The sequence below is a fragment of the Halomicrobium zhouii genome, from assembly GCF_900114435.1.
In the GTDB taxonomy this organism is placed as follows: Archaea; Halobacteriota; Halobacteria; order Halobacteriales; family Haloarculaceae; genus Halomicrobium; species Halomicrobium zhouii.
Map to the genome: position 1 here is coordinate 889,220 of NZ_FOZK01000002.1, position 22,981 is coordinate 912,200.

General features: G+C 67.2%; 27 protein-coding genes. 18 read left to right on the forward strand and 9 right to left on the reverse strand.

Annotation, left to right across the window (positions count from 1 at the left end; all coding sequences use genetic code 11):
• Positions 1-78: 78 nt before the first annotated feature.
• A complete protein-coding gene (locus BM337_RS11585; protein WP_089816755.1) occupies positions 79-747 on the reverse strand; it encodes a helix-turn-helix domain-containing protein in 669 nt (222 codons plus the stop codon).
• Positions 748-919: 172 nt separating this feature from the next.
• Here BM337_RS11585 and BM337_RS11590 point away from each other — a divergent pair, with 172 nt between their 5' ends.
• The 8 genes from BM337_RS11590 (at position 920) to BM337_RS11625 (ending at position 6,158) form a co-directional block, all read left to right on the forward strand.
• Positions 920-1,717 carry a DUF7319 domain-containing protein gene (locus BM337_RS11590; RefSeq protein ID WP_177227448.1) on the forward strand — a complete coding sequence of 266 codons (798 nt, stop codon included), beginning with the start codon at positions 920-922 and terminating at the stop codon, positions 1,715-1,717.
• 61 nt (positions 1,718-1,778) lie between these two features.
• A complete protein-coding gene (locus BM337_RS11595; RefSeq protein WP_089816756.1) occupies positions 1,779-2,555 on the forward strand; it encodes a halocyanin domain-containing protein in 777 nt (258 codons plus the stop codon).
• Positions 2,555-2,950 (forward strand): DUF7318 family protein, encoded by a 396-nt coding sequence (locus BM337_RS11600; RefSeq protein ID WP_089816757.1) that lies wholly within the window; start codon positions 2,555-2,557, stop codon positions 2,948-2,950. The genes BM337_RS11595 and BM337_RS11600 overlap by 1 nt, the downstream gene beginning before the upstream one ends.
• A gap of 2 nt (positions 2,951-2,952) precedes the next feature.
• The gene (locus BM337_RS11605) at positions 2,953-3,813 is read left to right on the forward strand and encodes a Rieske (2Fe-2S) protein (RefSeq protein WP_089816758.1); all 861 of its coding nucleotides are present in this window, start codon (positions 2,953-2,955) and stop codon (positions 3,811-3,813) included.
• Positions 3,814-3,817: 4 nt separating this feature from the next.
• Positions 3,818-4,621, forward strand: coding sequence for a cytochrome b (locus tag BM337_RS11610; protein ID WP_089816759.1), 804 nt, complete (start codon positions 3,818-3,820; stop codon positions 4,619-4,621).
• A 4-nt stretch (positions 4,622-4,625) separates the two neighbouring features.
• Positions 4,626-5,402, forward strand: coding sequence for a cytochrome b family protein (locus tag BM337_RS11615; RefSeq protein ID WP_089816760.1), 777 nt, complete (start codon positions 4,626-4,628; stop codon positions 5,400-5,402).
• A gap of 176 nt (positions 5,403-5,578) precedes the next feature.
• Positions 5,579-5,899 (forward strand): DUF7315 family membrane protein, encoded by a 321-nt coding sequence (locus BM337_RS11620; RefSeq protein WP_089816761.1) that lies wholly within the window; start codon positions 5,579-5,581, stop codon positions 5,897-5,899.
• Positions 5,892-6,158, forward strand: a complete 267-nt coding sequence (locus BM337_RS11625; protein ID WP_089816762.1) for a DUF7314 family protein — start codon at positions 5,892-5,894, stop codon at positions 6,156-6,158. The genes BM337_RS11620 and BM337_RS11625 overlap by 8 nt, the downstream gene beginning before the upstream one ends.
• 747 nt (positions 6,159-6,905) lie before the next feature.
• Here the strand turns inward: BM337_RS11625 and BM337_RS11630 are convergent.
• The 3 genes from BM337_RS11630 to BM337_RS11640 form a co-directional block, all read right to left on the reverse strand.
• Positions 6,906-7,343 carry a DUF7313 family protein gene (locus tag BM337_RS11630; RefSeq protein WP_089816763.1) on the reverse strand — a complete coding sequence of 146 codons (438 nt, stop codon included), beginning with the start codon at positions 7,341-7,343 and terminating at the stop codon, positions 6,906-6,908.
• A 109-nt stretch (positions 7,344-7,452) separates the two neighbouring features.
• Complete coding sequence (locus tag BM337_RS11635) at positions 7,453-8,193, reverse strand: NAD(+)/NADH kinase (protein WP_089816764.1); 741 nt, start codon at positions 8,191-8,193, stop codon at positions 7,453-7,455.
• 101 nt (positions 8,194-8,294) lie between these two features.
• Positions 8,295-9,527, reverse strand: a complete 1,233-nt coding sequence (locus BM337_RS11640; protein WP_089816765.1) for a digeranylgeranylglycerophospholipid reductase — start codon at positions 9,525-9,527, stop codon at positions 8,295-8,297.
• Positions 9,528-9,695: 168 nt separating this feature from the next.
• On the opposite strand from BM337_RS11640, the gene BM337_RS11645 reads away from it, so the two are divergent.
• Entirely contained in the window at positions 9,696-10,856 is a 1,161-nt protein-coding gene (locus BM337_RS11645; protein WP_089816766.1) for a hypothetical protein, read from the forward strand.
• A gap of 111 nt (positions 10,857-10,967) precedes the next feature.
• Positions 10,968-11,498 (forward strand): DUF1349 domain-containing protein, encoded by a 531-nt coding sequence (locus tag BM337_RS11650; RefSeq protein WP_089816767.1) that lies wholly within the window; start codon positions 10,968-10,970, stop codon positions 11,496-11,498.
• 30 nt (positions 11,499-11,528) lie between these two features.
• Here BM337_RS11650 and BM337_RS11655 read toward each other — a convergent pair whose 3' ends face one another.
• Together BM337_RS11655 and BM337_RS11660 are read right to left on the reverse strand one after the other, a co-directional pair.
• Positions 11,529-12,392: a 2-oxoacid:ferredoxin oxidoreductase subunit beta gene (locus tag BM337_RS11655; RefSeq protein ID WP_089816768.1), complete on the reverse strand. Its 864-nt coding sequence runs from the start codon at positions 12,390-12,392 to the stop codon at positions 11,529-11,531.
• Positions 12,389-14,152, reverse strand: a complete 1,764-nt coding sequence (locus tag BM337_RS11660; RefSeq protein WP_089816769.1) for a 2-oxoacid:acceptor oxidoreductase subunit alpha — start codon at positions 14,150-14,152, stop codon at positions 12,389-12,391. Before BM337_RS11660 ends, BM337_RS11655 begins: the two co-directional genes overlap by 4 nt.
• Positions 14,153-14,326: 174 nt before the next feature.
• Here BM337_RS11660 and BM337_RS11665 point away from each other — a divergent pair, with 174 nt between their 5' ends.
• Entirely contained in the window at positions 14,327-15,058 is a 732-nt protein-coding gene (locus BM337_RS11665) for an FAD-dependent oxidoreductase (RefSeq protein WP_089816770.1), read from the forward strand.
• Positions 15,059-15,384: 326 nt separating this feature from the next.
• On the opposite strand, the gene BM337_RS21175 is transcribed toward BM337_RS11665, so the two are convergent.
• Both BM337_RS21175 and BM337_RS11670 read right to left on the reverse strand, forming a co-directional pair.
• Complete coding sequence (locus BM337_RS21175) at positions 15,385-15,552, reverse strand: hypothetical protein (RefSeq protein ID WP_177227450.1); 168 nt, start codon at positions 15,550-15,552, stop codon at positions 15,385-15,387.
• Between the two features lies 1 nt (position 15,553).
• On the reverse strand, positions 15,554-15,745 hold the full coding sequence (locus BM337_RS11670) for a hypothetical protein (protein ID WP_089816771.1): 192 nt from the start codon (positions 15,743-15,745) through the stop codon (positions 15,554-15,556).
• Between the two features lie 115 nt (positions 15,746-15,860).
• Here BM337_RS11670 and BM337_RS11675 point away from each other — a divergent pair, with 115 nt between their 5' ends.
• Positions 15,861-16,151: a transcriptional regulator gene (locus BM337_RS11675; RefSeq protein ID WP_089816772.1), complete on the forward strand. Its 291-nt coding sequence runs from the start codon at positions 15,861-15,863 to the stop codon at positions 16,149-16,151.
• Positions 16,152-16,211: 60 nt separating this feature from the next.
• On the opposite strand, the gene BM337_RS11680 is transcribed toward BM337_RS11675, so the two are convergent.
• Positions 16,212-16,640, reverse strand: a complete 429-nt coding sequence (locus BM337_RS11680; RefSeq protein ID WP_089816773.1) for a Rieske (2Fe-2S) protein — start codon at positions 16,638-16,640, stop codon at positions 16,212-16,214.
• Positions 16,641-16,762: 122 nt separating this feature from the next.
• On the opposite strand from BM337_RS11680, the gene BM337_RS11685 reads away from it, so the two are divergent.
• The 6 genes from BM337_RS11685 to BM337_RS21180 are packed head-to-tail and all read left to right on the forward strand — an operon-like array spanning position 16,763 to position 22,957.
• The gene (locus BM337_RS11685; protein WP_089816774.1) at positions 16,763-18,340 is read left to right on the forward strand and encodes a bacterio-opsin activator domain-containing protein; all 1,578 of its coding nucleotides are present in this window, start codon (positions 16,763-16,765) and stop codon (positions 18,338-18,340) included.
• A gap of 53 nt (positions 18,341-18,393) precedes the next feature.
• Positions 18,394-19,467 (forward strand): phytoene/squalene synthase family protein, encoded by a 1,074-nt coding sequence (locus BM337_RS11690; protein WP_089816775.1) that lies wholly within the window; start codon positions 18,394-18,396, stop codon positions 19,465-19,467.
• The gene (locus tag BM337_RS11695) at positions 19,467-21,074 is read left to right on the forward strand and encodes a phytoene desaturase family protein (RefSeq protein ID WP_089816776.1); all 1,608 of its coding nucleotides are present in this window, start codon (positions 19,467-19,469) and stop codon (positions 21,072-21,074) included. Before BM337_RS11690 ends, BM337_RS11695 begins: the two co-directional genes overlap by 1 nt.
• The gene (locus BM337_RS11700) at positions 21,071-21,904 is read left to right on the forward strand and encodes a prenyltransferase (protein WP_089816777.1); all 834 of its coding nucleotides are present in this window, start codon (positions 21,071-21,073) and stop codon (positions 21,902-21,904) included. Before BM337_RS11695 ends, BM337_RS11700 begins: the two co-directional genes overlap by 4 nt.
• Positions 21,897-22,751: a bisanhydrobacterioruberin hydratase gene (cruF, locus tag BM337_RS11705; RefSeq protein WP_089816778.1), complete on the forward strand. Its 855-nt coding sequence runs from the start codon at positions 21,897-21,899 to the stop codon at positions 22,749-22,751. Before BM337_RS11700 ends, cruF begins: the two co-directional genes overlap by 8 nt.
• Positions 22,752-22,801: 50 nt before the next feature.
• Positions 22,802-22,957 carry a hypothetical protein gene (locus BM337_RS21180; RefSeq protein WP_177227452.1) on the forward strand — a complete coding sequence of 52 codons (156 nt, stop codon included), beginning with the start codon at positions 22,802-22,804 and terminating at the stop codon, positions 22,955-22,957.
• The last annotated feature ends 24 nt before the right edge of the window (positions 22,958-22,981 follow it).

The window sequence follows — 22,981 nt, forward strand, 5'->3', positions numbered from 1 at the left end:
GAGGGCGTCGAACCGCTTGAGAAATCGGTCTCATCTGTCCCACCTCTTAAGTGCCGCTGCGGTGTCACCAGCCGATCCTCACTGGTCGCTCTCGTCGTCCCCGTCGTCGACGGCGAGGGTGTTGCCCACGAGATTTGCCGTCCCGCGTCGGAGTCTGGCGGAGACGGCGTTCGAGGAGATCCCGAGTTCCGACGCCAGATCGCTCGTCGAGGACTGGCGCGGGACGCCGAAGTAGCCAGCGCCGTATGCGGCCACCAGGGCGTCTCGCTGCTCGAGCGTCAGGTCGTACTCGCGCTGTCTGGGCGCCGAGGGCTGGTAGAGCCGTTCGACCTCGAAGTCGCGCCCCTTCTCGTGGAAGTAGTCCTGAAACTCCCCAACGTGGCGTTCCTCGGCGAAGCGGAGCGTGAGATACCACGTGCCGTCCGTCCCGGTCGCCTCGACCACGGCGCCGCGGTGGTCGACCATCGCGTCGACCAGGTCCCTGAACGCCTGCTCCCAGACGACCTTGTACAGTGCGCCGTCGCCGGTGTCCTCCGAGACGCTGACTTCTTCTAACGACGGATCTTCCCGGAGGAGGTCACGGAACTCGTCGGCGTCGCAATTGGACTCCCACAGGAACGGCATCACCTGCATGGTGCTGTGGGTCGCCATCCGTTCGGCTTCGACGACGGCCTCGGGCCGGGCCGCTAGCGTGTCCTCGAGCGCGAACGCCGACGCCGGGACAGTGAACTCGCCGATGACGCTCATTGGCCGACGTAGGGTCCGGCGAGTGAAAAGACGCGTGCCCCGTCCCGACGCTATGCCCCGTCCCGACGGTATCCCGCAATTCGAGCGGGCCCGCCCGGAGCGCAGCCGTCCGAGTGACCGTGACGAGGACACGTCGCGGCGTTTATGCGGCTACGGGCCACAGTTTCGCACAATGAGCGACGCCGAGGACGAACAGTACTCGGACCGTGGGGAGGGCGAAAGCGAGTCGGTCCAGGAGCTACGCGACGCCGTCGACGAGAAGTACGACTTCGAGAACTTCGGGCCGGCGGAGATGGCGGAGATGTCCATCGACGAGTGGCAGGCGGCGTTCGACCCCGAGACGTGGATCACCGGCGCGGAACTCATCGACCGCGTCGAGGCGGACCTGAAGACGCGGGTCCGGAACCGCGAGGTGTTCGCGCGCGTCGAGCGCTACGAGGACCCGCCCCGGTTGCTGGCGTACTCGGAGAACTCGTACGCGATGATCTACCCCGACGGGAGCGTCGAGGGCGAGGGGACCGTCCTCCGTGACGTCAAGCCGACCGTGGCCCTGTGTTCGATGGAGTCCTACGACGCCCCCGAGATGCCGGACGGGCCCGTCCTCCCGCGCCCAGACGAGGTCCCCGAGGGTGGGAACGAACTCGGTAACAACATGCTTCAGGTCATCGCCGGCATCCAGATCCTCGCCGGCCTCGTCCTGCTGGGCGGCGGCGTGTTCTCGTTCGGCACGCGGGGCACGAATGCCCTGCTGCTGTTCATCGCCGGATTCGGCTTCCTCGCCATCGGCGTCGTCCTCTTCGTGGTCGTGGCCAACGCACGGCTCTCGGACACGTTCCGCGCCGAGGAGTTCCGCGACCGGCTCCGTGGCGTTGGACTCGAAGACGGGGAACGGCCCGAGTTCCTGCCGCCAGCGCCCGGGGAGGAGGCTGCGGGAGACGACGCCGGAGAGACCCGTTCCGAACGGTCGTGACGGTTCCTGCCGGCGGTATTCGGTGGGTTTATACAAACCGGGGACTGAAATTCGGACGTACATGAACAGGCGGGAATTTCTACTGAGTGCTGGGGGCGCCACCGGTGGCGCAGCGGCCCTCAGCGCCGCCGGCCCTGCTGCCGCCCAGGAGACCGAGACCGCCACCGGCACGCCGGGTAGTGGCGGGAACGAGACCGGCGGTGGCAACGAAACCAGCGGCGGAAACGAGACCAGCGCCGGCGATGGCGGTGGCAACGAAACCGGCGGTGGCGGTGGCGGAGGCGGCGGGAGTGCCGGACCGCCGGACTACGGCACCTGGTTCAGCAACGTCGACAACTACGGCGGCGAGACAGTCGACGCGACCGGCCAGAGCGAGGTCACCATCACCGTCGGTGCGGAGGGCAACGGCGGCGCGTTCGCGTTCGACCCGCCGGCCGTCCACGTCGACGCCGGCGCGACCATCCTCTTCGAGTGGACCGGCGAAGGCGGCGCGCACAACGCCGTCAGCAGCGATGGCACCATCGACTCGGGCGACCCGGTCGCCGAAGCCGGCGTCAACTACGAGGTCGCCATCGAGGAAGACGGCATCTACCAGTACGTCTGTGAACCTCACGAAGGCCAGGGGATGAAAGGCGCTGTCGTCGTCGGCTCCGATTACCCCACCGTCGACACGAGCGGGGGCGGGGGAACGCCCGTCAACCCCGAACACATGGGCGTCCCGTTCCAGGCGCACTTCGTCGGCATCTCGACGGTGCTCGCCATCCTGGCGTCGCTCGTGTTCACCTTCTTCACGCTCAAGTACGGTGAATCGGCCAACACCAAGGGAGGGAACGACTGATGTCTTCGAGCGGATCTACCTACGGCGACATCCACCGCTACGAACAGCCCCGGGAGAGCACGGCCGCCGCGCTCGCGATCGTCCTCCTGACGGTCGTCGAGGTCGTCTTCGTCGGGCTGTTCACCTACGGTATTATCGCCCAGTGGGCAGGGACGAACGCCCCGCTGGGGAACATGTTCCTCGGGGGCGTCCTCGCGGTCATCTTCATCGACCTGGCGTTCATCATGGTGCTCTACCGCAAGGAGTTCCTCCCCGACGTGATGATCGTCAAGAAACGCCGCCGCAAGTGGGAGGACCTCTACGTCCGTGAGGGTGACGTCGAGGGGACGCCCATCGCCGACGAAGACCCCTGGGAGAGCGTCAAACGTGCGGTCTACCCCTACTACAAGAAATAACAATGCCACTGGACGAAGACAAGTATCCGGCCGAATCGGGACGACGCCGTTTCGTCAAAGGCGTCGTCGGTAGCGCAGCGCTCTCGAGCGTCGGTGCGGGCGGTGCCGCCGCGCTCGACGCGACCACCGGGCCCCTCGGGGCCGGCGGTGGCCAGACGTTCTTCTTCGGAATCGAGAACACTGCGGGGCCCGCACCGCGCGGCATGCCCATCATCCCGGTCGAGGTCACCGACGAGGGCGAGTTACGCGGCCAGACCCCACAGCGTGCAGAGGAGGTCGGGGAAGGCTCCAACGGGTTCAACGGGAGCGGCGTCCCCTACACCTGGTCCTGGTTCCAGTACTGCGGGATCCAGTCCTACGCGGGCCTGAATCCCGAAGCGGACGAGGACAACTACTTCCGCGCCACACCGGGCACGTACGACTGGATGAGCGACGTCGAGGGCGGCGAACCGCTCACCGTCGACATGTTCGACGACTACGCGGAGTGGGGCAACGACATCGGGAGCTCGGGCGTCGGCAAGCCCGCGACCGCCAGCTGGCGCTCGGAGGGGCCGGACGCACAGACCATCCCTGTCCAGGTCCTCCGGAGCACGCGCGTGACCCAGATGGTCAACGGCGAAGGTCCCTACAGCGACCTGGACGAGAGCGTCCGGGCCTTCCTCGAGGGCGCGACTGCCGACGACTTCATGGTCTGGCTGAACAAGTGCACCCACTTCTGCTGTGTCCCGGGCTACAAGGCCTACGCGGACAGCGCCCGGTTCGACGCCGAGAACAAGGTGTACTGCCAGTGCCACCAGTCGGTGTACGACCCCTTCAGCCCAGTGGAGAAATCCTTCGTGGCCCTGCCGCGACCGGACCAGTGATACAATGAGTCTCGAACGCAAAGACGAACACGAACACGGACGCTGGATGGAATCGCGGGACCTGACCGCGATCGAACAGATCTATCTGACGACGCTTATCTGGCTCGACAAGCGCCTGCGCGTCGTCGACTACCTCGAAATCCTGGAGGACATGTACTACAAGGTCAACCTCCAGATGCCCAAGAGCCACACGGAACAGTACAACCTGGACAACAAGTTCTGGTACTGGTATCCGCTGTACGCGCTCGGGTCGTTCTCGACCATCGCCTACATCGTCGCCGCGGTGTCTGGCGCCCTGCTGGGGTTCTACTACGCGCCCGCAGCGGCCAACGCCAACGGCCAGCCCACCATCGCCTACGAGCAGATCACCTTCATCATGACCGAGCTGAACTTCGGCTTCTTCCTCCGGTCGCTCCACCGGTGGGCGGCCCAGTTCATGGTGGCCGCGGTGTTCCTCCACATGCTGCGCGTCTACTTCACGGGCGCGTACAAGGAGCCCCGCGAGCTCAACTGGATCATCGGCATCGTCCTCATCTCGTTGACGATGGTGTTCGGGTACACGGGCTACCTGCTCCCCTGGGACCAGCTGGCGTTCTGGGCCGGTCAGATCGGCGTCGAGATGTCGCTGTCGATTCCGCTCATCGGCGAGTGGGTCGCACAGCTGATGTTCGGGGGCTTCACGCTGAGCCAGTCGACGCTCCAGCGGATGTACATCCTGCACGTGTTCTTCCTCCCGTTCGTCACGACCGCACTCATCGCGGTGCACATCGGCATCGTCTGGATGCAGGGCATCGCGGAACCACACTAGTACAATGACAGACGACACCACCTCCGACACCGAAGACGTCCGCACTGACGGAAGCGGCGGTACGGGCATCGTCCCGCCGGACGACGAGACCCCGACCTGGTCCGAGCGCAAGCAGCGGACCCAGGGGCTCTCCCGGCTCACCTACGAGTACTTCGAGCGGGCCCGCCGCGAGGACCAGGACCTGCGCCAGCAGTCCGACTACGTCGAGCGCGACGTGCTCGGCTTCCCGGCCTGGCCCCACGAGATGATCCGCAACCTCGCGCTGACGAGCTTCTTCGTCGGCATCATCATCTTCCTCTCGGCCGCGCTCCCGCCACACATCGGCCCGCCGGCCAACGCCTCCAGTACACCGGCGGTCATCCTGCCCGACTGGTACCTCTACTGGTCGTTCGGGCTGTTGAAGCTGGGCTTCCTCAACCCCGAGCTCTCGCTGCTCGGGGACACGAAGCTGCTGGCCGACCGAACGTACGGCGTCCTGGCAAACGTCGTCATCGTCGGTTTCATCGCCATCGTCCCCTTCCTGAACAAGGGGAGCGCCCGGCGACCCGTCGAGCAGCCGTTCTGGGCCGCCGTCGGCATGTCCGGCGTGATCTTCTCGATCACCATCGCCGCGCTGTCGGTCAAGAACCTGCTCCCGATGGACTCCAAGCTCCTGCAGGACCTGACGTTCCTGCTGCCCTTCGTCGGCGCGTTCATCACCTACGCGGTGTTGCGGACGATGCGCGAGGGGTACATGTTCAACCTCAACCGCCGCTACTACCGCCTGCGACCGCCGAAATAGCACCTTCCGCGCTGCGAGTGTTTCCGACCGTCTTGGTTTTCCAGCGTCTCTCCCGTCGATCAGCGTCAGCGCCGCAGGGCGCAAATGCACGGCCCACGAGCGACGTGGCGAGTGAGCCAGTTGCCGTCGACACGAACTCGCCGCAGTAAAGTATGTACCCCCCGTTCGTGTCCGTAATGACTGACGACCGGCCGGAGGGCGTCGACGAGCCGGACGCGCGAACGCGCGACGTCGTGGTCCCGCTCCGGGTGTACAAGACGGTGACCGTCTTCTCGACGCTGTTCGCCGTCGCCGCCGTCGTCGGCGGCTTCCTCCTCATCGACCAGGCGACCGAGCGGGCGACGCTTCCGACCTCGGAGATCGACCCGGTAGTCGCCATCGCCGGTATCGCGCTCATCGTCGTCGGCGCGGGGACCTACGCCTTCTCGACGCGTTTCCGCACTGCGGAAATGGGAAAGTCTAAAGACGACGCCGACGAACCCTCTGATAATGGCTGACGAATTCGCGAAAGGCTTCGGCATCTTCGTGGTCGCCGGTCTCGGGTGGATGACCCTGGCGGGCTGGTACCGGACGCCGTCCTTCGAAGGGACACAGCTCACCGGCGCGCCACCCGAGGCTGCGACGGTGTACGACCAGATCGGTCTCTTCCTCGAGCCCGTGCTGTTCTGGTTCATGATCCTCGGCCCGCTCACGTTCTGGATCCTCATTCCCATCTTCGAGCGCGCCCGCGAATCGTACGCCGAACGCGCGCAGTAGTCTGTTTTCACGGCCTGGTTCCCCGCTCTGGGACGTTCTTCAGTATCGTCCGAGGACGCCAGACGGCTTCGACGTATTTGCTATCGGGAGATTGCGAGTGTAACGGGTAGTTCTGTGATTTGAGTGCTGGACAGAACTGTAGGGACAACAACAACCAGAAAGCCCTCGGCGCGCTGGACTCGCGCGACCCGCGCTGCGCTCCTCGCTACGCTCCGGTGCTTGCGAGGTCGTGCTTCGTCCACCCCGCCTCGCCCTTTCAGTCCACCAAGTCCGCACAGCCGGCACCCCTGCCTTCCCCCTGGTCGGCCGACGAGACGGCCTCTCGGCCGAGCGGTTGCGGGGCGGTCAGGACGCGTGTCGCTCGCCGGACGGCGAGCGACCGGGGAGGGGTGGCGGAGTCGATCGTGAGTGCGTTTCATCGCACGAGCGAGGCTGTCCCTGGTGGACTGAAAGGGCGAGGTGGGCTCGCGCTGGAAGGCAGTCGCTCAGCGGGCCCTACCCGAACGGACGTGAGGGTATCCCGCTGAGCGACCGCGAGCGCGCCGAGGGCTTTCGACGTGTTCGTGCCGGTACTGTGCCAGAACTCAGAATTACACCAGATCGTTACAGACACTCCCTCTCTCGAACGACAGTGAGCGTCGAAGCAGTCACTCGCGAGTCTGCCGGAGTGATCACGGTGGAGAAACGGCGGAATCGACAGTAGCGTTCGGCACAGCGCGGGAACCCAGAAGAGAGAACCGAGGAGCGCTAGACCAGCGAGTCGATGGAGCCGGTGAAGGCGACCTGGAAGATCACGTACAGTAGCGCGAGGACCCAGGCACCGATGGCCGCCTTGGGCCGGTCGAGCGGGAGGTCGCGGCGGGCCTCGACCTTGCGCGACTCGAACTCGAAGAAGTCGGTGATGACCATCCCGACCACGAGCACGGAGGTGACGAGGCCGCCGTGGTGGTGGACGGTGAGGAAGTAAAACGACGCGAGGACGAGCACGAGGTTCGTCACCTCGTGGGGGACCCACCGGGTGATGGCGTCGGCGCCGTCGTCCTCGTACTGGTCGACGTATCGCCGCTGGGCGAGGAACCGGGTCACCATGTTGACCAGGACGAGTGCCAGTATCACGATCTCGATCTGGCCCTGGAGCGCGGCGTCCAGCGGCCCGAACAGGTTCACGAACGGCTCCGTCTGCATATCTTGCAGTGTGTCCACCGTCCATTAGTGTCTTTCCAATTTCCAGCGGGTAGAATCCGGCAAGTCTGTCGAAGAGTGACAGTTTTGCCGGCGGGCTGTGGTCCGTCGGCTAGAATTCCGGGTCGCTCGCTGGCGTCAGGGCGACGTCGACAGACCCGTCGGGCGTGACGGTGACCGGCTCGCCAGTGGCGACGGTGGCCACCTCGCGGTCGTCGGCGACCAGCGTCACCGGTGTCTCGTCGCGTTCGACCGTGAGCCGGAGCTCCTCCAGGGGGAGGACCCAGTGGTCGGGGTTGGTGGCGAAGGGGGCGATGGGTGCGACGGGCCCGACGTTCGTCCCCGGGGCGACGAGCGGACAGCCGAGCCGGTGGGCGTAGCCGGGTGAGCCGGCGGGCGTCGCGACGACGACGCCGTCCGCGCGGAACTGGCCGACGTGGCTGTCCCCGCTGGCCACGGCGTACTCCGAGATGTGGGCGACTTCTGCCGTCAGCAGCGACACGTCGGCGACGGCGCTGGCGATGCGCTCGCCGCCGTACTCGACGCCGAGCACGGGATACGACTGCGTCTCGGCGTCACCGGCGAGGACGGCCTCGATGGCTGCCCCCGCGGAGTCGGCCGGGACGGACCGGAATCCTCCGTCGACGTCGACCGGCAGGACCGGTGGCGCAGGTGCGGACCGCGCGAGTCGCGCGAAGGCAGCGTCGCCGATGGCGACGACGAGTGCAGGTGACGCTGCAAGCACGGAGTCGACGTGGCTCACGCGCGAGCGGGCGCCCGCGGCCGCGACGGCCGCCTCCAGGTCCGCCGTCGCGTCGCCGACGACGCCGACGAGCGGCTCCCCCTCGTTCATGATTCGAAACTCAGGCCAGGCGGAGAAAAAGCTGCTGACCTCGCCCGACGCGACGGGGGCTATCGATGGACCGAGCGCTGGCGGGCCGACGACACCGCCGCTCAGATACCGAGTCTATCTCGGGCGAACCGGGCGATCAGGGGGAGGTCCGAGAGGTGCATGAGGTTCCGCATCGCGAGCCGGTTGCCGTTGTTCACCTGCTCCAGGGTGTCCTCGTCCGTGGCGCGCAGGTCGGCCATCAGGCGGTCGTAGCGCTCGTTGGGCGCGAGATAGAGGAGGCGGGTCATGAGCAGTCGGGGACGCATCTGCGGGGCGACGTCGCGGTGCCACAGTTCGTCGTAGGTCGACAGTGCCGCGGCGGAGGTGTCGGGTTCCTCGGGGGTGAGACAGGCGTCCGCCGTAATCGCCGCCGACCGTGCGGACTTCATCCCCGAGTGGATGCCCTCGCCCCACAGCGGATCGATCGTCGGGACGGTGTCGCCGATGGCCATGAAGTTGTCCGTGCTCATCCCCTCCGGGGGCTGGATGTGGGCCGACCCGCGGTGTTGCTTGCCCTCGATTCGCTCGGCGTCGTCGAAGCGCGGGTCGCGGTCGATCCAGTAGTTCAGGTAGTCGTCGATGCCCATCCCGTCTTTCGCGTAGGTGTCGTGGGAGTCGTTCTGGATGTAACAGAGGCCGACCTTCGCCGTGTCGGCGCCCGTGTGGAAGATCCACGAGTACCCGCCCGGCGCGAGGTCGTGGTCCAGGCGGAGCATCATCGAGTCACGCAGGTCGGCGAACTCCGGGTGGTTCACGGCGACGCCCTCGAACTCGTACTCGATACCGATGGCCTGGTGTTCGCGTTCGAGGCCGGTGACGTCGAGCTTCTTGGCCAGCGGCGCGGCGGGGCCGGTGGCGTCGACGATCACGTCGGCGTACACCTCCTCGGACCCGTCGTACCGCACACCGACGGCCTCCCCGCCGTCCACGATGGGCGCCGAGACCCGGGAGTCGAACCGGTACTCCGCCCCTCGCTCGCGGCCGTCGCGGACGAGGAAGCGCTTGAAGTCGGCGAACTCCAGGACGGCGCCCGGCTGGTCGCGCACGTAGTGCTCGTTGGGCGACTCGAGAACGACCTTGTCGGTGTAATGCATCACGACGTCGTCGGGGATGCCGAACGACGCCATCATCGACGGGAAGGTGCCGGCGGTGGACTTGTTGCTCTGACGCGGGAACTCGTCTTCGGGCTCGGTTTCGAGCACGAGGACGTCGTAGTTCCTCGCCGCCAAATCGCGGGCACACTGGGCGCCGGCCGGCCCGGCCCCGGCTATAACCACGTCAAAGCGATCGCTCATAGCATCAGGTCATGCGTACCCACTAATAGTCTTGCTGAATTTGCCAGGTGACTGCGGTCCAGTGACCGGGTTGTACAGTGCGACGGCGACGCTGTTCTCGAAAGCGTAAAGGCGACACCGGACACAGCACCGGGAAAGCGCGGGGACCGGGGCCCGCGGGGATACATCATGGTCATGAAGACAGGCGCTGGCTGGCTCGCTGACAGCGCGACGTTGCCGACGGCGCTTCGCGCGGTGCTGGGGTACTACGCCGACGCCGGCGTGTTCGACTACGGCAGCCTCTCGCTCAAGCGCGAGATCGACGGGCGCACCGAGCGGATGGTCGAGGACGTGTTCGGACTCGTCGAGGACGCCCTCGCCGAGGAGTTCGACCGCTCCTCGGTGTCCTTCGATTACGACACCAAGCTGATCCTCCCGGCCCAGCTCACCCTGGGATACGTCTACCGGTCGGCCAGGCAGCGAGCGGCCTCCGACCCCGTCACCGACGATGTCGCCACGGGCGTCCCCGAAGTCGACGAGACGGCCCTCGAAGAAGGCCCCTCCCAGACTCTCTCGCCCCGCGAGATGGTCGTCCGGGCCGAGCAGATGACGTACCTCTCCATCGAGGCGCTGGTCGACGGCGACATGCGCGACGCCATCAACGACGACGAGTTCGAGGACTTCTCGGTCGACTTCGAGGCCGACCCCCGTCGCGTCGCCGAGGTCGCTCAGGCGGCGCTCCAGGCCGACCTGGACGCCAAGCTGGAGGGGCTCCCCCCGGTCGTCGAGGAGACCTACTCGCGGGCCGTCGACTACTCGGAGGCCCACCAGGACCGCGACGACGACTTCCGCGAGATGATGAGCGCCGCCGAGGACGGGGACCAGTCGGCGCTGCGGGACGTCCGCGAGCAGTACAAGTTCGCCGACTTCGAGGAACCCCCGGCGCTGTTCGACGAGAGCGAACGCGGCCTGCCGTACCTCAAGACCCAGTACGCCCGCGTCGGCGTGCTCTACGACGGGATGATCGGCCTCTACCGGCTGGCCGGCCTGGACATCGACGACGACTTCGCGAAGGCCATCGTGCTCGCCATCATCGGTGCGCAGGTGTGGCTCGACGACGTCGACGACTACGACGACGACCGACGGAACGGCCAGTTGACGCCCGTCACCGCCGAGTACCTGCTCGCCCCGGACGAGGACGCGGGCTACCGCCGCGTCGTCGACGTCACCGAGCAGTACCTCGACCTGGCAAAGACCTACGCGACGCGGGCGGACTCGCCGCTGACCGGCATCGCCGTGGAGTACATCTACCGCTCCGGCGAGCCAGAAGTGCTGCCCGGGAGTCCGTAACGAACGGGGTCCGGAATTTCGTAGCGAACGGGATCGGAGGGTTCGCGGCCGGTACTCGTTCTCTCGCTGGCGGAGCTCCAATTTTACCCGTGTGTGGCCGTATCCACTAGCATGGAGTGGTACAACGAACCCCCGGACTGGCGCGAAGCGGGCGACAGCCTCGTGGTCCAGGCCGGACCCGAGACGGACTGCTGGCGCGTGACGCTGCACGACTATGTTGCGGACGACGCGCACTTTTACCATCGAGCGGTCGACGGTGACTTCACCGCGACCGTCGAATTCACAGGCGACTACGAGTCCCAGTACGACCAGGCGGGGCTGATGGTCCGCGACAGCGAGGAACGCTGGCTGAAGTGCGGAATCGAGTATGTCGACGGCGCCCAGCAGGCGAGCGCCGTCGTCACCCGGGAGTTCTCCGACTGGTCGGTCGTCCCGCTCGACGACGACCCGGCGTCGGTCTGGATCCGGGTCGAGCGGACCGGCCCCGCTATCGAGGTGTTCTTCTCTCGCGACGGGCGGGAGTTCACGATGATCCGCCAGGCATACCTCACGGAGACGGAGACGCTCCGGGTCGGACCGATGGCAGCGGCTCCGCGCGGTGACGGCTTCGAAACGGTCTTCGAAAACTTCGACGTCGAGTGATTCAGTAGAACTCGCGGACCGGGTCCAGACTCAGTAGAACTCCCGAACCAGGTCCATCGCGCCCTCGGGGGCGCCGTCCGGGATTTCGGCCATGCTGCCCTCGATGCCCTGGCGCTTCTCGTAGGGGACGCTGTCTTCGTCCTGGTAGAGGACGCCCATGTACTCCGTCTCGGTCTCGCGGATCTTGTCCATCGCCGCGTCCGAGTCGTGGCGGTCGTGGTCGGTCTCGTCGAGGTCGACCAGCGAGTCGCGGAAGTAGTCGTAGGTGTCGACGTCGTTGAACGTGACACAGGGGGAGTAGACGTTGACGAAGCCGAAGCCGTCGTGCTCGATGGCCTCCTGGACCAGCTCCGCGTGGCGCTGGGAGTCCGAGGAGAACGACTGGGCGACGAACGTCGCGCCCGCGGCCATCGCGAGGGCCTTGGGGTTGACGGGGGCCATCTGCGGGCCCTCGGGCGACGTGGACGTCTCGAAGTCCTCGCGCGAGGTCGGCGAGGCCTGGCCCTTGGTGAGGCCGTAGATGCGGTTGTCCATGACGACGTAGCTCATGTCGACGTTGCGGCGGACGGCGTGGATGAAGTGGCCCGCGCCGATGGAGAAGCCGTCGCCGTCACCGCCGGCGACCATCACTTCCAGGTTCGGGTTGGCCATCTTCACGCCGACGCCCACCGGCAGGGCGCGACCGTGGACCCCGTGCAGCGCGTAGCTGTGCATGTAGGTCCCGATCTTGCCGGAACAGCCGATGCCGGCGACCACGAACGTGTTGTCGGGGTCGTTGCCGGTCTCGGCCAGCGCCTTCATCATGCCGTTCATCGTCCCGAAGTCGCCGCAGCCGGGACACCACGTCGGTTGCTTGTCGGACTTGAAGTCGGTAAATCGGACGTCTGAGCTCATGCTTTCACCTCGGCTTCCTCGGCCATCGCGGCCTTGATCTCCGCGGCGAGTTCGTCGGCGTCGAAGCGGACGCCGTCGTACTTGTTGACGCGGTCGACGCGTTCGAGCACGTCGTGTTCGATGACGTCGGCGAACTGCCCCGTCGCGTTACACTCGACCACGATGGTCTGGTCGGCCTGCTCGACCTCCTCGGTGAGGTCCGGGCGCGGGAAGATGTAGGGGACGGAGATGAAACGGACCTCGATGTCTTCGTCTTCGAGGAACTCCATCCCTTCGCGCATCGCGCCCTCGTTCGAACCCCAGGAGATCACCAGCGTGTCCGAGTCGGGGTTCCCGAACTCGCGGTAGTCCCAGTCCTCGCGCTCGATGGCGGTCTCGACCTTCTGCTCGCGTTTCTCGACCTGTTCCTTGCGGACCTCGGTGTCCTCGGTCCGGCGACCGAGGGCGTCGTGTTCGAGGCCCGTCGTCATGTGCGCGCCGCCGGAGGTCCCCGGGAACGTCCGCGGCGAGATGCCGTCGGCCGCGGGGAAGTGGGGCTGGAACTGGTCCTTCTCGTTCATCCAGCCGTCGATGTCCTCCTCGTCGACGACGTTGCCGCGCTCGATCTCGACCTCGTCCATGTCGAAGGCCTCGGGCTTGAACGTCTGCTCGGTGACGGCCATCGCGAGGTCGGAGACGAGGTACACCGGCGTCTGGTACTTCTCGGCGAGGTTGAACGCCTCGACGGTCTTCCAGAAGCACTCGGAGATAGTCGTCGGCGCGACGACGAACCGCGGAATCTCGCCGTGGCCGCCGTACAGCGTCATGTTGAGGTCGCCCTGCTCCTGCTTGGTCGGCATCCCGGTCGAGGGACCCGAGCGCATGACGTCGCAGATGACCAGCGGCGTCTCGGTGGTCGCGACCAGACCGAACGTCTCGGTCATCAGGTCGATCCCCGGACCGGACGTCGCGGTCATCGCGCGCGCTCCGGCGCGGGCCGCACCCAGCGCCATGTTGATCGCGGCGAGTTCGTCCTCCGCCTGGACGACTTTCCCGCCGAACTGGTCGACGCGGCCGGTCATGTACTCCATCACTTCCGTCGCGGGCGTGATGGGGTAGCCGGCGTAGAACCGGCAGCCTGCGGCGATGGCGCCCATCCCGATTGCCTGGTCGCCGTTGATGAGGACGTAGTCCTCGTCGGCGGTCTGGAGCTCGTAGCCGAAGTCGTGGTCGTACTCCTCCTGGACGTACTCCTGGCCCTTGCGCGCGGCCTGCATGTTGTTCTCGACGATGGCCTCGCCCTTGTCGCCGAAGCGCTTCTCGAGGGACTCGTCGAGGTTCTCGATGGGGAACTGCGTCACCTCGCAGGCCGCACCGAGTGCGACGACGTTGGCCATGATGGCGCCGCCAGCCTCCTCCGCGAGGCGCTTGAGCGGCACTTCGAGGCCGATCATCTCGTCGGGCACCTCGACGTTCTGCATCGTGGTGCGCTCGCTGTCGTAGATGATGACCGAGCCCTCGTGGAGCTCGTCCATGTTCTCGTCGATCGTGCGCTCCGTGAGCGCGATGAGCAGGTCGAGGCGGTCCACGACACTCTGGACGCGGTCGAGCGACGTCCGGATCTTGTATGCCGTGTACCCACCGCGGATACGCGACGCGAAGTCCTTGGACGTGAAGACGTGCCGACCGGCCCGCGAGAGTGCCTGGGCGAAGATCTTCCCGGTAGAGTCGATTCCATCGCCGGCTTCGCCGCCGATGGCCCAGTTGAGGTCGTCGGGCATTCTAGCGCGTGGGTATCCGTTGCCTATGGAAAAACCTTCTGTAAACGCCTGGAGACCCGAAGGCTGTGGGTTTTGCCTCTTTCCCGGTCGCGGATTGTGTACTCGATTCCGAGTACCTCGTTCGACTCGCTCGCGGACCGAAACCGGCTTGCCGGTAATCGCCCAAGCGGACGTATGGATCCTACGCAGACTGCCGTCAGGGCCGTTCACGACGTCGGTCCCGACGCGGTCGCCATCGACCTCGAATCGCCGACCGAGTTCGACGCCCAGCCGGGACAGTTCGTCAAGCTGACCTTCGACCTGGCCGACAAGCTGGAGTTCGAGGCCCTCGAGCGCCTCGCCGCCGAGGGCGAACTCGACGTCGAGACGGCCGACGAACTCGAACGTGGCGACGAGGTGCTCGTCTCCCGCTTCTACACCATCTCCTCGCCCGACGTCGGCGACACCTTCGAGATAACCGTCGGTATCGACCCCGAGGGAACGCTCGCCCCGGTGCTGGCCGACCTGTCCGCGGGCGACGTCGTCACCGTCTCCGGCCCCTTCGGCAACGACTACTACGAGGGCGAGGACCCCGCCGTGATCCTCGCCGGCGGTCCCGGCGTCGGCCCGGCGATCGGCATCGCCGAGCGCGCCCTCGCCGAGGACAACCGCGCCGCCGTCGTCTACCGGGACGACGTTCCCATCCACCAGGACCGCCTCTCGGACCTTCGTGATGAGGGCGCTACCGTCACGCTGCTGGCCGCGGGCGAGGACCTGCCCCCTGTCGTCGCAGACGTCCTCGACGACTACGGCGCCGACAGCCAGCTCTTCGTCTACGGCTTCGCCGACTTCATCGACGACGCCACGTCGGCCATCGACGCCGCCGGTGGAGACTCTGAAGGCGCCAAGATCGAGAACTTCGGCTAGGAGTCGTTTTCCTTTAGAGTAGATACTGGACGTTCTCGCTCGTCGTCTTACCAACCGATACCGCACAACTCGAAAGCCCTCGGCGCGCTCGGGTCGCGCGGACCACGCTGCGCGCCTCACTCCGTTCGGTGCTTGCGGGTCCGTGCTTCCCCGACCACGCCTCGCCCTTTCATTCCTCCAGGGCCAGCACCACACCACAGCCCTGCCCTTCCCCAGGTCGCGCGATGAAACGCGCTCCCGGCCGTGGGGTTCTGTGAGAACAATTCAGAGAAGGACTGATCGGTCACAGAAGGTGCGCGACAGAGAAATCGAATGGTGCTCGCTGCCTACATCGCACCCGCGACGCCGCTACCGATGGCGGCGCCGCAGTCGCCACAGCCGACGAGGTAGAACCGCTTCGAGGCGGTGAAGAAGCCCGTCGTGGAGTCCATGTCGAGGAACTCGACGTCGTCGGCCTCGGTCAGTTCCGTCTCGCAGTGGGGACAGTGTACCATCTCAGACCGCCCCCGCGCCGCCGTTTCCTTTCGCACCGGCGACGCCGGAGCCGATTGTTCGGCCGCAGGCGGCGCAGTTGGCGGTGTAGAACCGCTTGGAGGCCTTGATGAATCCGATGCTGGAGTCCGTCTCGACGAACTCGATGTCGTCGGCGTCGTCGAGTGTCGTCTCGCATTCAGGGCAGTGTACCATTGCGGTCGGGGCATCGGCGCAGGCCGAAAAATAGCTGTGGGTCGCTTCGACTGGAACCGAGTGGCCGTTCCCACACCCCCGGAAAAGATATACCCGTTATCTCCCAAGGTCCGGTATGCGCGAGGCAAGTCGGACGACCCGCCAGCGCATCGCCGACCGACTCCGGGACGACGCCCTCCAGGCGGGGGCCATCGCCCGGGAGTTCGAAATACAGACCAGCGACGCGCTCAGTCACGTCGAGCACATCTCGAAGTCATTGGACTCGACGGACGAGCAGTTGCTCGTCGCGCCGCCCACCTGCGAGGAGTGTGGCTTCGACGCCTTCGACGACCTGGTCAACCGGCCGAGTCGCTGTCCGGAGTGCAAGAGCGAGTCCGTGACGGAACCGGCCTATCGGATCAACTGACGTCGTCGTCGTCGGGGGCCGAATCGTCACCCGCCCCGTCGGAGCGCCGCGTCACGTAGCCTAGCTCCCGGAGAAGCCGATCCGACTGCCCGACGAGAGATCGTCGTCTGCTGCGGGCCCGAGGTGCTCGAACGCGTAGCGGTCGTCGGCGAGGTAGACGACGTCGTCCTCGACCGCGACCTCGACGGCTTCGAGCGTGGCGCCCTCGCAGGGGCCGAAGTTGCAGTACCCGGAGTCGGCCTCGAAGTAGGCGCCGTGTTTCTCGCAGACGATTTCGTCGTCCCGGAGCGCCGCGCCGGACCCCGAGTCCAGGCGCACGTCGGTCCAGTGTTGACAGTAGTTCTCGTAGGCGACGACGCCGTCGGCCGACCGGAGCAGGATGGCCTCGACGCACTCGCCACCGTCGCCGTCGGCGACTGTCACGGTGAACAGTCGGCTCCCGTCCTCGGGCACCTCGTCCAGGGCGACGATCCGGCGTGCATCGTCCATACTGGCCCGAGCGTTCGCGAGTCACTGATTTGAATCCCGCGGTCCAGAGGGGCCGGTCCGTCGATGTCGCGCCACCGTCGGCTCGCCCGAACGTTCATTTGGTGAGTTCCGCTATCTAGCCCATGAGCGAACCCGAGGCGCCCGCGGTGTCGTTCCCCCTCAAGGAGCGCGCGATGGACGAGGCGCCGGTCGGTATCACCATCACTGACGCGACTCGGCCCGACAACCCACTAATCTACGTCAACGAGGCGTTCGAGCGCGTGACGGGCTATCCCCGAGAAGAGGTCCTCGGTCGCAACTGCCGCCTGCTGCAGGGGCCGGAGACGCGCGAGGAACCGGTGGGGAAGCTCCGCGAGGCCGTCGACGCGGGCGAGTCGGTCACCGTCGAACTGCGCAACTACCGCAGGGACGGCGAGGAGTTCTGGAACGAGGTGACCATCGCCCCCATCGAGGGTGCGGACGGCGAACCGGTGAACTTCGTCGGCTTCCAGAACGACGTCACGCGGCGCAAGGAGGCGGAGCTGGCGCTCGAGGACGAACGCGAGCGCCTGGACGTCGTCTTCCAGCGCGTCGAGCGGCTCCTCGACGCCGTGACGACGGCCATCATCGCGCCGACGTCACGGGGTGACCTGGAGCGGGCGGTGTGTGAGGGGCTGGTCGAGGCGGGTCCGTACGAGGCCACCTGGATCGGAACCGTCGACGCCGCGGGCGAGTCGATCTCGGTGTCGAGTACGACGGGCGACCACCCGTGGCTTCCCGAAGGGGACGTCCCCATCGACACCGACCATCCCGCGGCGGTCGCCTGCCGAGAAGGGACGATTCAGGGCCTCCACGGGCTCTCGGATGGCAACGGCGGAACTGGTGACGACGGCCAGCAGATTGCCGTCCCGCTGCGCCACGGCGACTCCGAGTACGGCGTCATCACGCTCGTCGCCCCGGCCGGGCTCCGCGTCGACGAGCGCGAAGCGACGGTCCTGACGGCGCTCGGCCGTGCCATCGCGGCCGCGCTGTCCGCCGTCGAGACGCGGCGCATCCTCGTCGCCGACGACGTCGTCGACGTCGAGCTATCCGTGCGTGACGACGACCTCTTCTTCGTCAGGATTTCCGAGCAGGTGGACTGTCGGCTGACATACGAGGGGGCAGTGGCGGATGCCGACGTGCCGTCGCTGTACTTCACGGCCACCGGCACGTCGGCCGACGTCATCCTCGAAGCCGCCGCGGACTGTCCGGACGTCGTCGCGGTGTCGACGGTGATCGAGGACGGGGAGCAACACCTGCTGGAGTTCGAACTCGGTCGGGACCCGCTGGTCGGCAGGCTTGCCGCCTTCGGCGCGGAGACCAGGTCCATCGTCGCCGAGGACGGGGAGGCGTCGGTCGAGTTTACCCTCCCCGCGGGGGCGGACCTGCGCTCGCTCGTCGAGCGCGTCCGCGAGGAGTACCCCGACACGGAGCTGCGCTCGACCGCCCACCGTGAGCGGCCGCCCGAGACCAAACAGGAGTTCTTCACACGCGTCGAGACGGCGCTGACCGACCGACAGCTCGCGGCCCTCCAGACGGCCTTCGTGGGCGGCTTCTTCGACCGGCCACGGCGGGCGACCGGCGACGAACTCGCCGCGTCGATGGACCTCACCAGGTCGACGTTCCACCAGCACCTCCGGGTCGCCCAGCGGAAGCTCCTGGCCGAGTTCTTCGAGCGGTAGTACCCCACTAGTCCGGCATCCAGCTTATGGTACTGACAATTGAACAATAGGTCATGAGTCAGCCATCCGGAGGGTTCCCCGACGACAGGGCCTCGACGAGGCGGGCCGAACCTGTCGCCGAGAGTAAAGCTATCCAGCGGCGGACCGGTGCGACGTTCCACCTGGCGACGCGAGTGCTCCCGCAGCGCGTCCGTCACGCGACGTACGTCCTCTACGCGTTCTTCCGCGTCGCCGACGACGTCGTCGACGACCCCGATCCGGGCCCGCCGGCCGAGCAGCGCCGGGAACTCGAACGGATGCGCGAGGCCGCCCACGGACGGATCGACAGCGACGACGCCGTGGTGACCGCGTTCCACCGTATCGCCGACGAACACGACGTTTCGCCCACCGAGATCGACGAGTTCGTCGACGCCATGCTGCGGGACGTCGAGGGGGCGGACTACGAGACGTACGCGGACCTCGAAGCGTACCTCCGCGGGTCCTCGGTGGCGGTGGCCAACATGATGCTCGCGGTGATGGACCCGCCGCAGGCCGACGAGGCGCGACCCCACGCCAGGGCCCTCGCGGAGGCGTTCCAGCTGACGAACTTCGTCCGCGACGTCAGGGAGGACGTCCGGGACTACGACCGCGTCTACCTCCCGAAGGCGACGCTGCGAGAGTACGGCGTGAGCACCGACGACGTGCGCGCCCTCGATCCCTCACCGGCGATTCGCAGGGCCGTCCGGTCGGAACTCCGCCGGACCGAGCGGCGCTACCGGGACGGCGTCGCGGGCATCCGGATGCTCCCTCCGGACTGCCAGTTCGCGGTCCTGCTATCGGCGACGCTGTACGCGGAGCACCACCGGCTCATCAGGGCGCGTGACTTCGACGTCCTGACCGGCCGACCGTCGCTCTCGACCGCCCGGCGGCTGGTCGTCCTCGCCCGGACCTGGGCCGCCTGGAAACGCTTCGACGACCCCGAGACGGTGTTCTACCACGTCAGTCCCGTTCCGGAGACCGAAGACGTCCCGCAGGAGGTTCAGACGACCGGTGCGGGACGACGCGGCCGGCTCTCCTCGGCGATCAGGGACCGAACACCCCAGGGCCTCGGCGCCGTCGGCTCGGTCGTCCCCTGGAGGAGCGACTGATGGCAGCCGGATCCGCTGCCGAGGTCGTCGTGGTCGGCGCCGGCTTCGGCGGCCTCTCCACGGCGTGCTACCTCGCCGACGCCGGCCTCGAGGTCACCGTCGTCGAGAAGAACGAGTCGCTGGGCGGCCGCGCCAGCGTCCTCGAACGCGACGGGTTCCGCTTCGACATGGGGCCGTCGTGGTACATGATGCCCGACGTCTTCGAGCGCTTCTTCGGCGACTTCGGCCGCGAGCACACCGAGTTCTACGAACTGACCCACCTCGATCCCCACTACCGCGTCTTCTTCAGGGACGGCGACCAGCGCGCTGCTTCCGGCCAATCGAGCGGCCGACACGCGCGCGACGGCGTCGACCAGGTCGACGTCACGCCCGACCGCGCCGCTATGCGCCGCCTCTTCGAGTCGTACGAACCGGGGGCGGGTGCTGCGCTCGATAGCTACCTCGAACAGGCCGCCGAAACCTACGAAGTGGGCATGGAACAGTTCGTCTACACCGACCGCGGCTCGTTCCGTGACTACCTGGACTGGGACGTGCTCCGGAACGCCCGCGGGCTGGGTCTGCTCGGGTCGATGCAGGACCACGTCTCCGATTACTTCGACCACCCGAAGCTCCAGCAGCTCGTCCAGTACTCGCTGGTGTTCCTCGGGGGGTCGCCGACGAACACCCCCGCGCTGTACAACCTGATGAGCCACGTGGACTTCGAACTCGGCGTCCACTACCCCGAGGCCGTCGGCGACTTCTCGCCGCCGCACCGCGAGACGGCGTCCCCGGGTGGGATGGGCACCGTCGTCGACGCGATGGCCGCCCTCGGCGACGAGATGGGCGTCACCTACCGGACCGGTGTCGAGGTCGAACGGATCACTGGCGAGCGGGGTAACTTCACGCTCGAAACGACTCAGGAGCCGGTGACGGCGGATCTGGTCGTGAGCGACGCCGACTACGCGCACACGGAGAAGCACCTGCTCGCCCCCGAGGACCGGCAGTTCGACGACGACTACTGGGACTCGCGGACGTACGCACCCTCCGCGTTCCTGCTGTACCTCGGCGTCGAGGGCGACGTCGATCCACTGGAACACCACACGCTCGTGCTCCCGGAGGACTGGAGCGACCACTTCGAGAAGATATTCGACGACCCGTCGTGGCCCGACGACCCCGCGTACTACTGCTGTGTCCCCTCGGAGACGGACCCGACGGTCGCGCCCGAGGGCCACAGCAACCTCTTCGTGCTCGTCCCCATCGCACCCGGCCTGGAAGACGGCCCAGAAGCCAGGGAGGCAGCCCGCGACGCGCTGCTCGAGGACCTGGCGACCAACGTCGGTGTCGACCTCCGCGACCGTATCGTCGTCGAGGAGCAGTTCTCCGTCTCGGAGTTCACCGACCGGTACAACGCCGAACAGGGGTCGGCGCTGGGACTCGCGCACACGCTCAGACAGACCGGGCCGCTCCGGCCGGACCACCGCTCGTCGGCGCTCGACGGCCTCTACTTCACCGGTGGATTCACCCGTCCGGGCATCGGCGTCCCGATGTGCCTGATCAGCGGCGAGCACGCGGCAAGCGCCGTCCTCGAAGACCTCGACGACGACCGACGGATCCAGCGTCCGGCATGAGCACACTCGTTCGCCTCCTCCGACTGTCCCGCCCCCGGTTCTGGCTCTACCTGGCCGGGCCCGTACTGGTGGGGCTGTCGTTCGGTGCGGACGCACTGACGGACCTGGTGGCACCGCTCTCGCTCGCGCTCGTCGCGTACTTCCTCCTGCCCGCGAACGTCTTCCTCTACGGGGTCAACGACGTCTTCGACGCCGACGTCGACCGGGCAAACCCGAAGAAAGACGAGAAGGAGGTCCGGTACCGGGGGGACGTCTGGACGCTGGTGGCTGTCGTCGCCAGCCTCGCCCTGGGCGTCGCCCTCGTCGCGTGGGCGCCCGCCGCCGCCCGCCCCTGGCTCGTCGGCTTCTTCGTCCTCGGCGCTGCCTACAGTGCGCCGCCGCTCCGCCTGAAGACGCGTCCGCCGCTCGACTCGCTGTCGAACGGCCTGTACATTCTCCCCGGCGCCGCGGCGTACGCGGCCTTGACGGGAACGGCGCCACCACTCGCGGCGCTCGCCGGCGGGTGGCTCTGGACGATGGCGATGCACACCTACTCTGCCGTCCCCGACGTCGAACCGGATCGGCGGGCCGGCATCGAGACGCTGGCGACGGTGCTGGGCCGCGACCGGGCGCTGGCGTACTGCGCCGCCTGCTGGCTCCTCTCGGCGGCCGCCTTCGCCCTGCTCGACCCCCGTGCCGGCCTCCTGCTGCTCGTCTACCCCGCCCTCGTCGCCGTCGTCGAACTGCGCGACGTCGACGTAGACCGGGCGTACTGGTGGTACCCGGGCGTCAACGCCGTCGTCGGCGCGGTGTTCACCGTCGCCGGCCTGTGGGGTGTCGTCGGTGCCTGACGCGTCCACTGGCGCCGCAGTGATTCCCGACGCGACACTCGCGCGACTCGAACGCCTCGTCCGCGAGAACCGCTTCACCATTGCCGTCGTCTTCCCGGCCGTGGGCGCCGTGACGCTCGTCGCCAGTTCGGCCGACCTCCTGCCCCCGCTGCTGGCGTACAACCCGCTGTTCGTCCTCGTGGGGACGCTGGTCATGCGCCTGCCCCTCGTCGCCGCGCTCGGTCCGCTGCTGGACCGCCGTGCCATCGGCGTCCTCTCCGTCCTCGTGGCCTACACCTACGCTATCGAGGCCGTGGGACTCGCGACCGGCTTCCCCTACGGCGACTTTCGCTACCTCGCCGACGTCGGCCCGATGGTCGACGGCGTCCCGGTGGCGCTTCCGCTCTTCTTCGTCCCGCTCGCGCTGAACGCCTACCTGCTGGCGACGCTGTTGCTGGGTTCGAGAGCGAGGCGAGGGCTCGTCCTGGTTCCCCTCGCCGTCGGCCTCCTGCTCGTCGTTGACCTGGTGCTCGACCCCGCCGCGGTCGCCATCGGCTTCTGGACCTACGACGGCGGCCCGTACTACGGCGTCCCCGTCTCCAACTACCTGGGCTGGCTGCTGAGCGGAAGCGTGGCGGTAGGCCTGATCCACGCCGCCTTCGACCGCGGGGCGCTACTCGCCCGTCTGGAGGCCTGCCCGTTCGCGCTGGACGACCTGGTGAGCTTCACCCTCCTCTGGGGCGTCATCAACGTCGTCGCTGGCAACTGGATTCCGGTGGGCTTCGCGCTGGTGCTCGTGGCCGGGCTGGCGCGGACGGAGCGCTTCGACCTTGCGGCGCCGGACTCGGCAAAACTCGGCTGGGGGTGAGCGTGTGTGGGTGGTACAGATCAAGGACTGAACGAATTGCCAGAGCTGCTGTGACCACGACGTCCAACACCTCGAAAGCTCTCGGCGCGCTCTCTGGAGTCGGAATCGAGACCGCCACCACCCAGAAAGCCCTCGGCACGCTCTCTGGAGTCGGAATCGAGACCGCCACCACCCAGAAAGCCCTCGGCGCGCTCGACGCGCCCTGAGCGAGATATCCTCGCTCCTCCGTC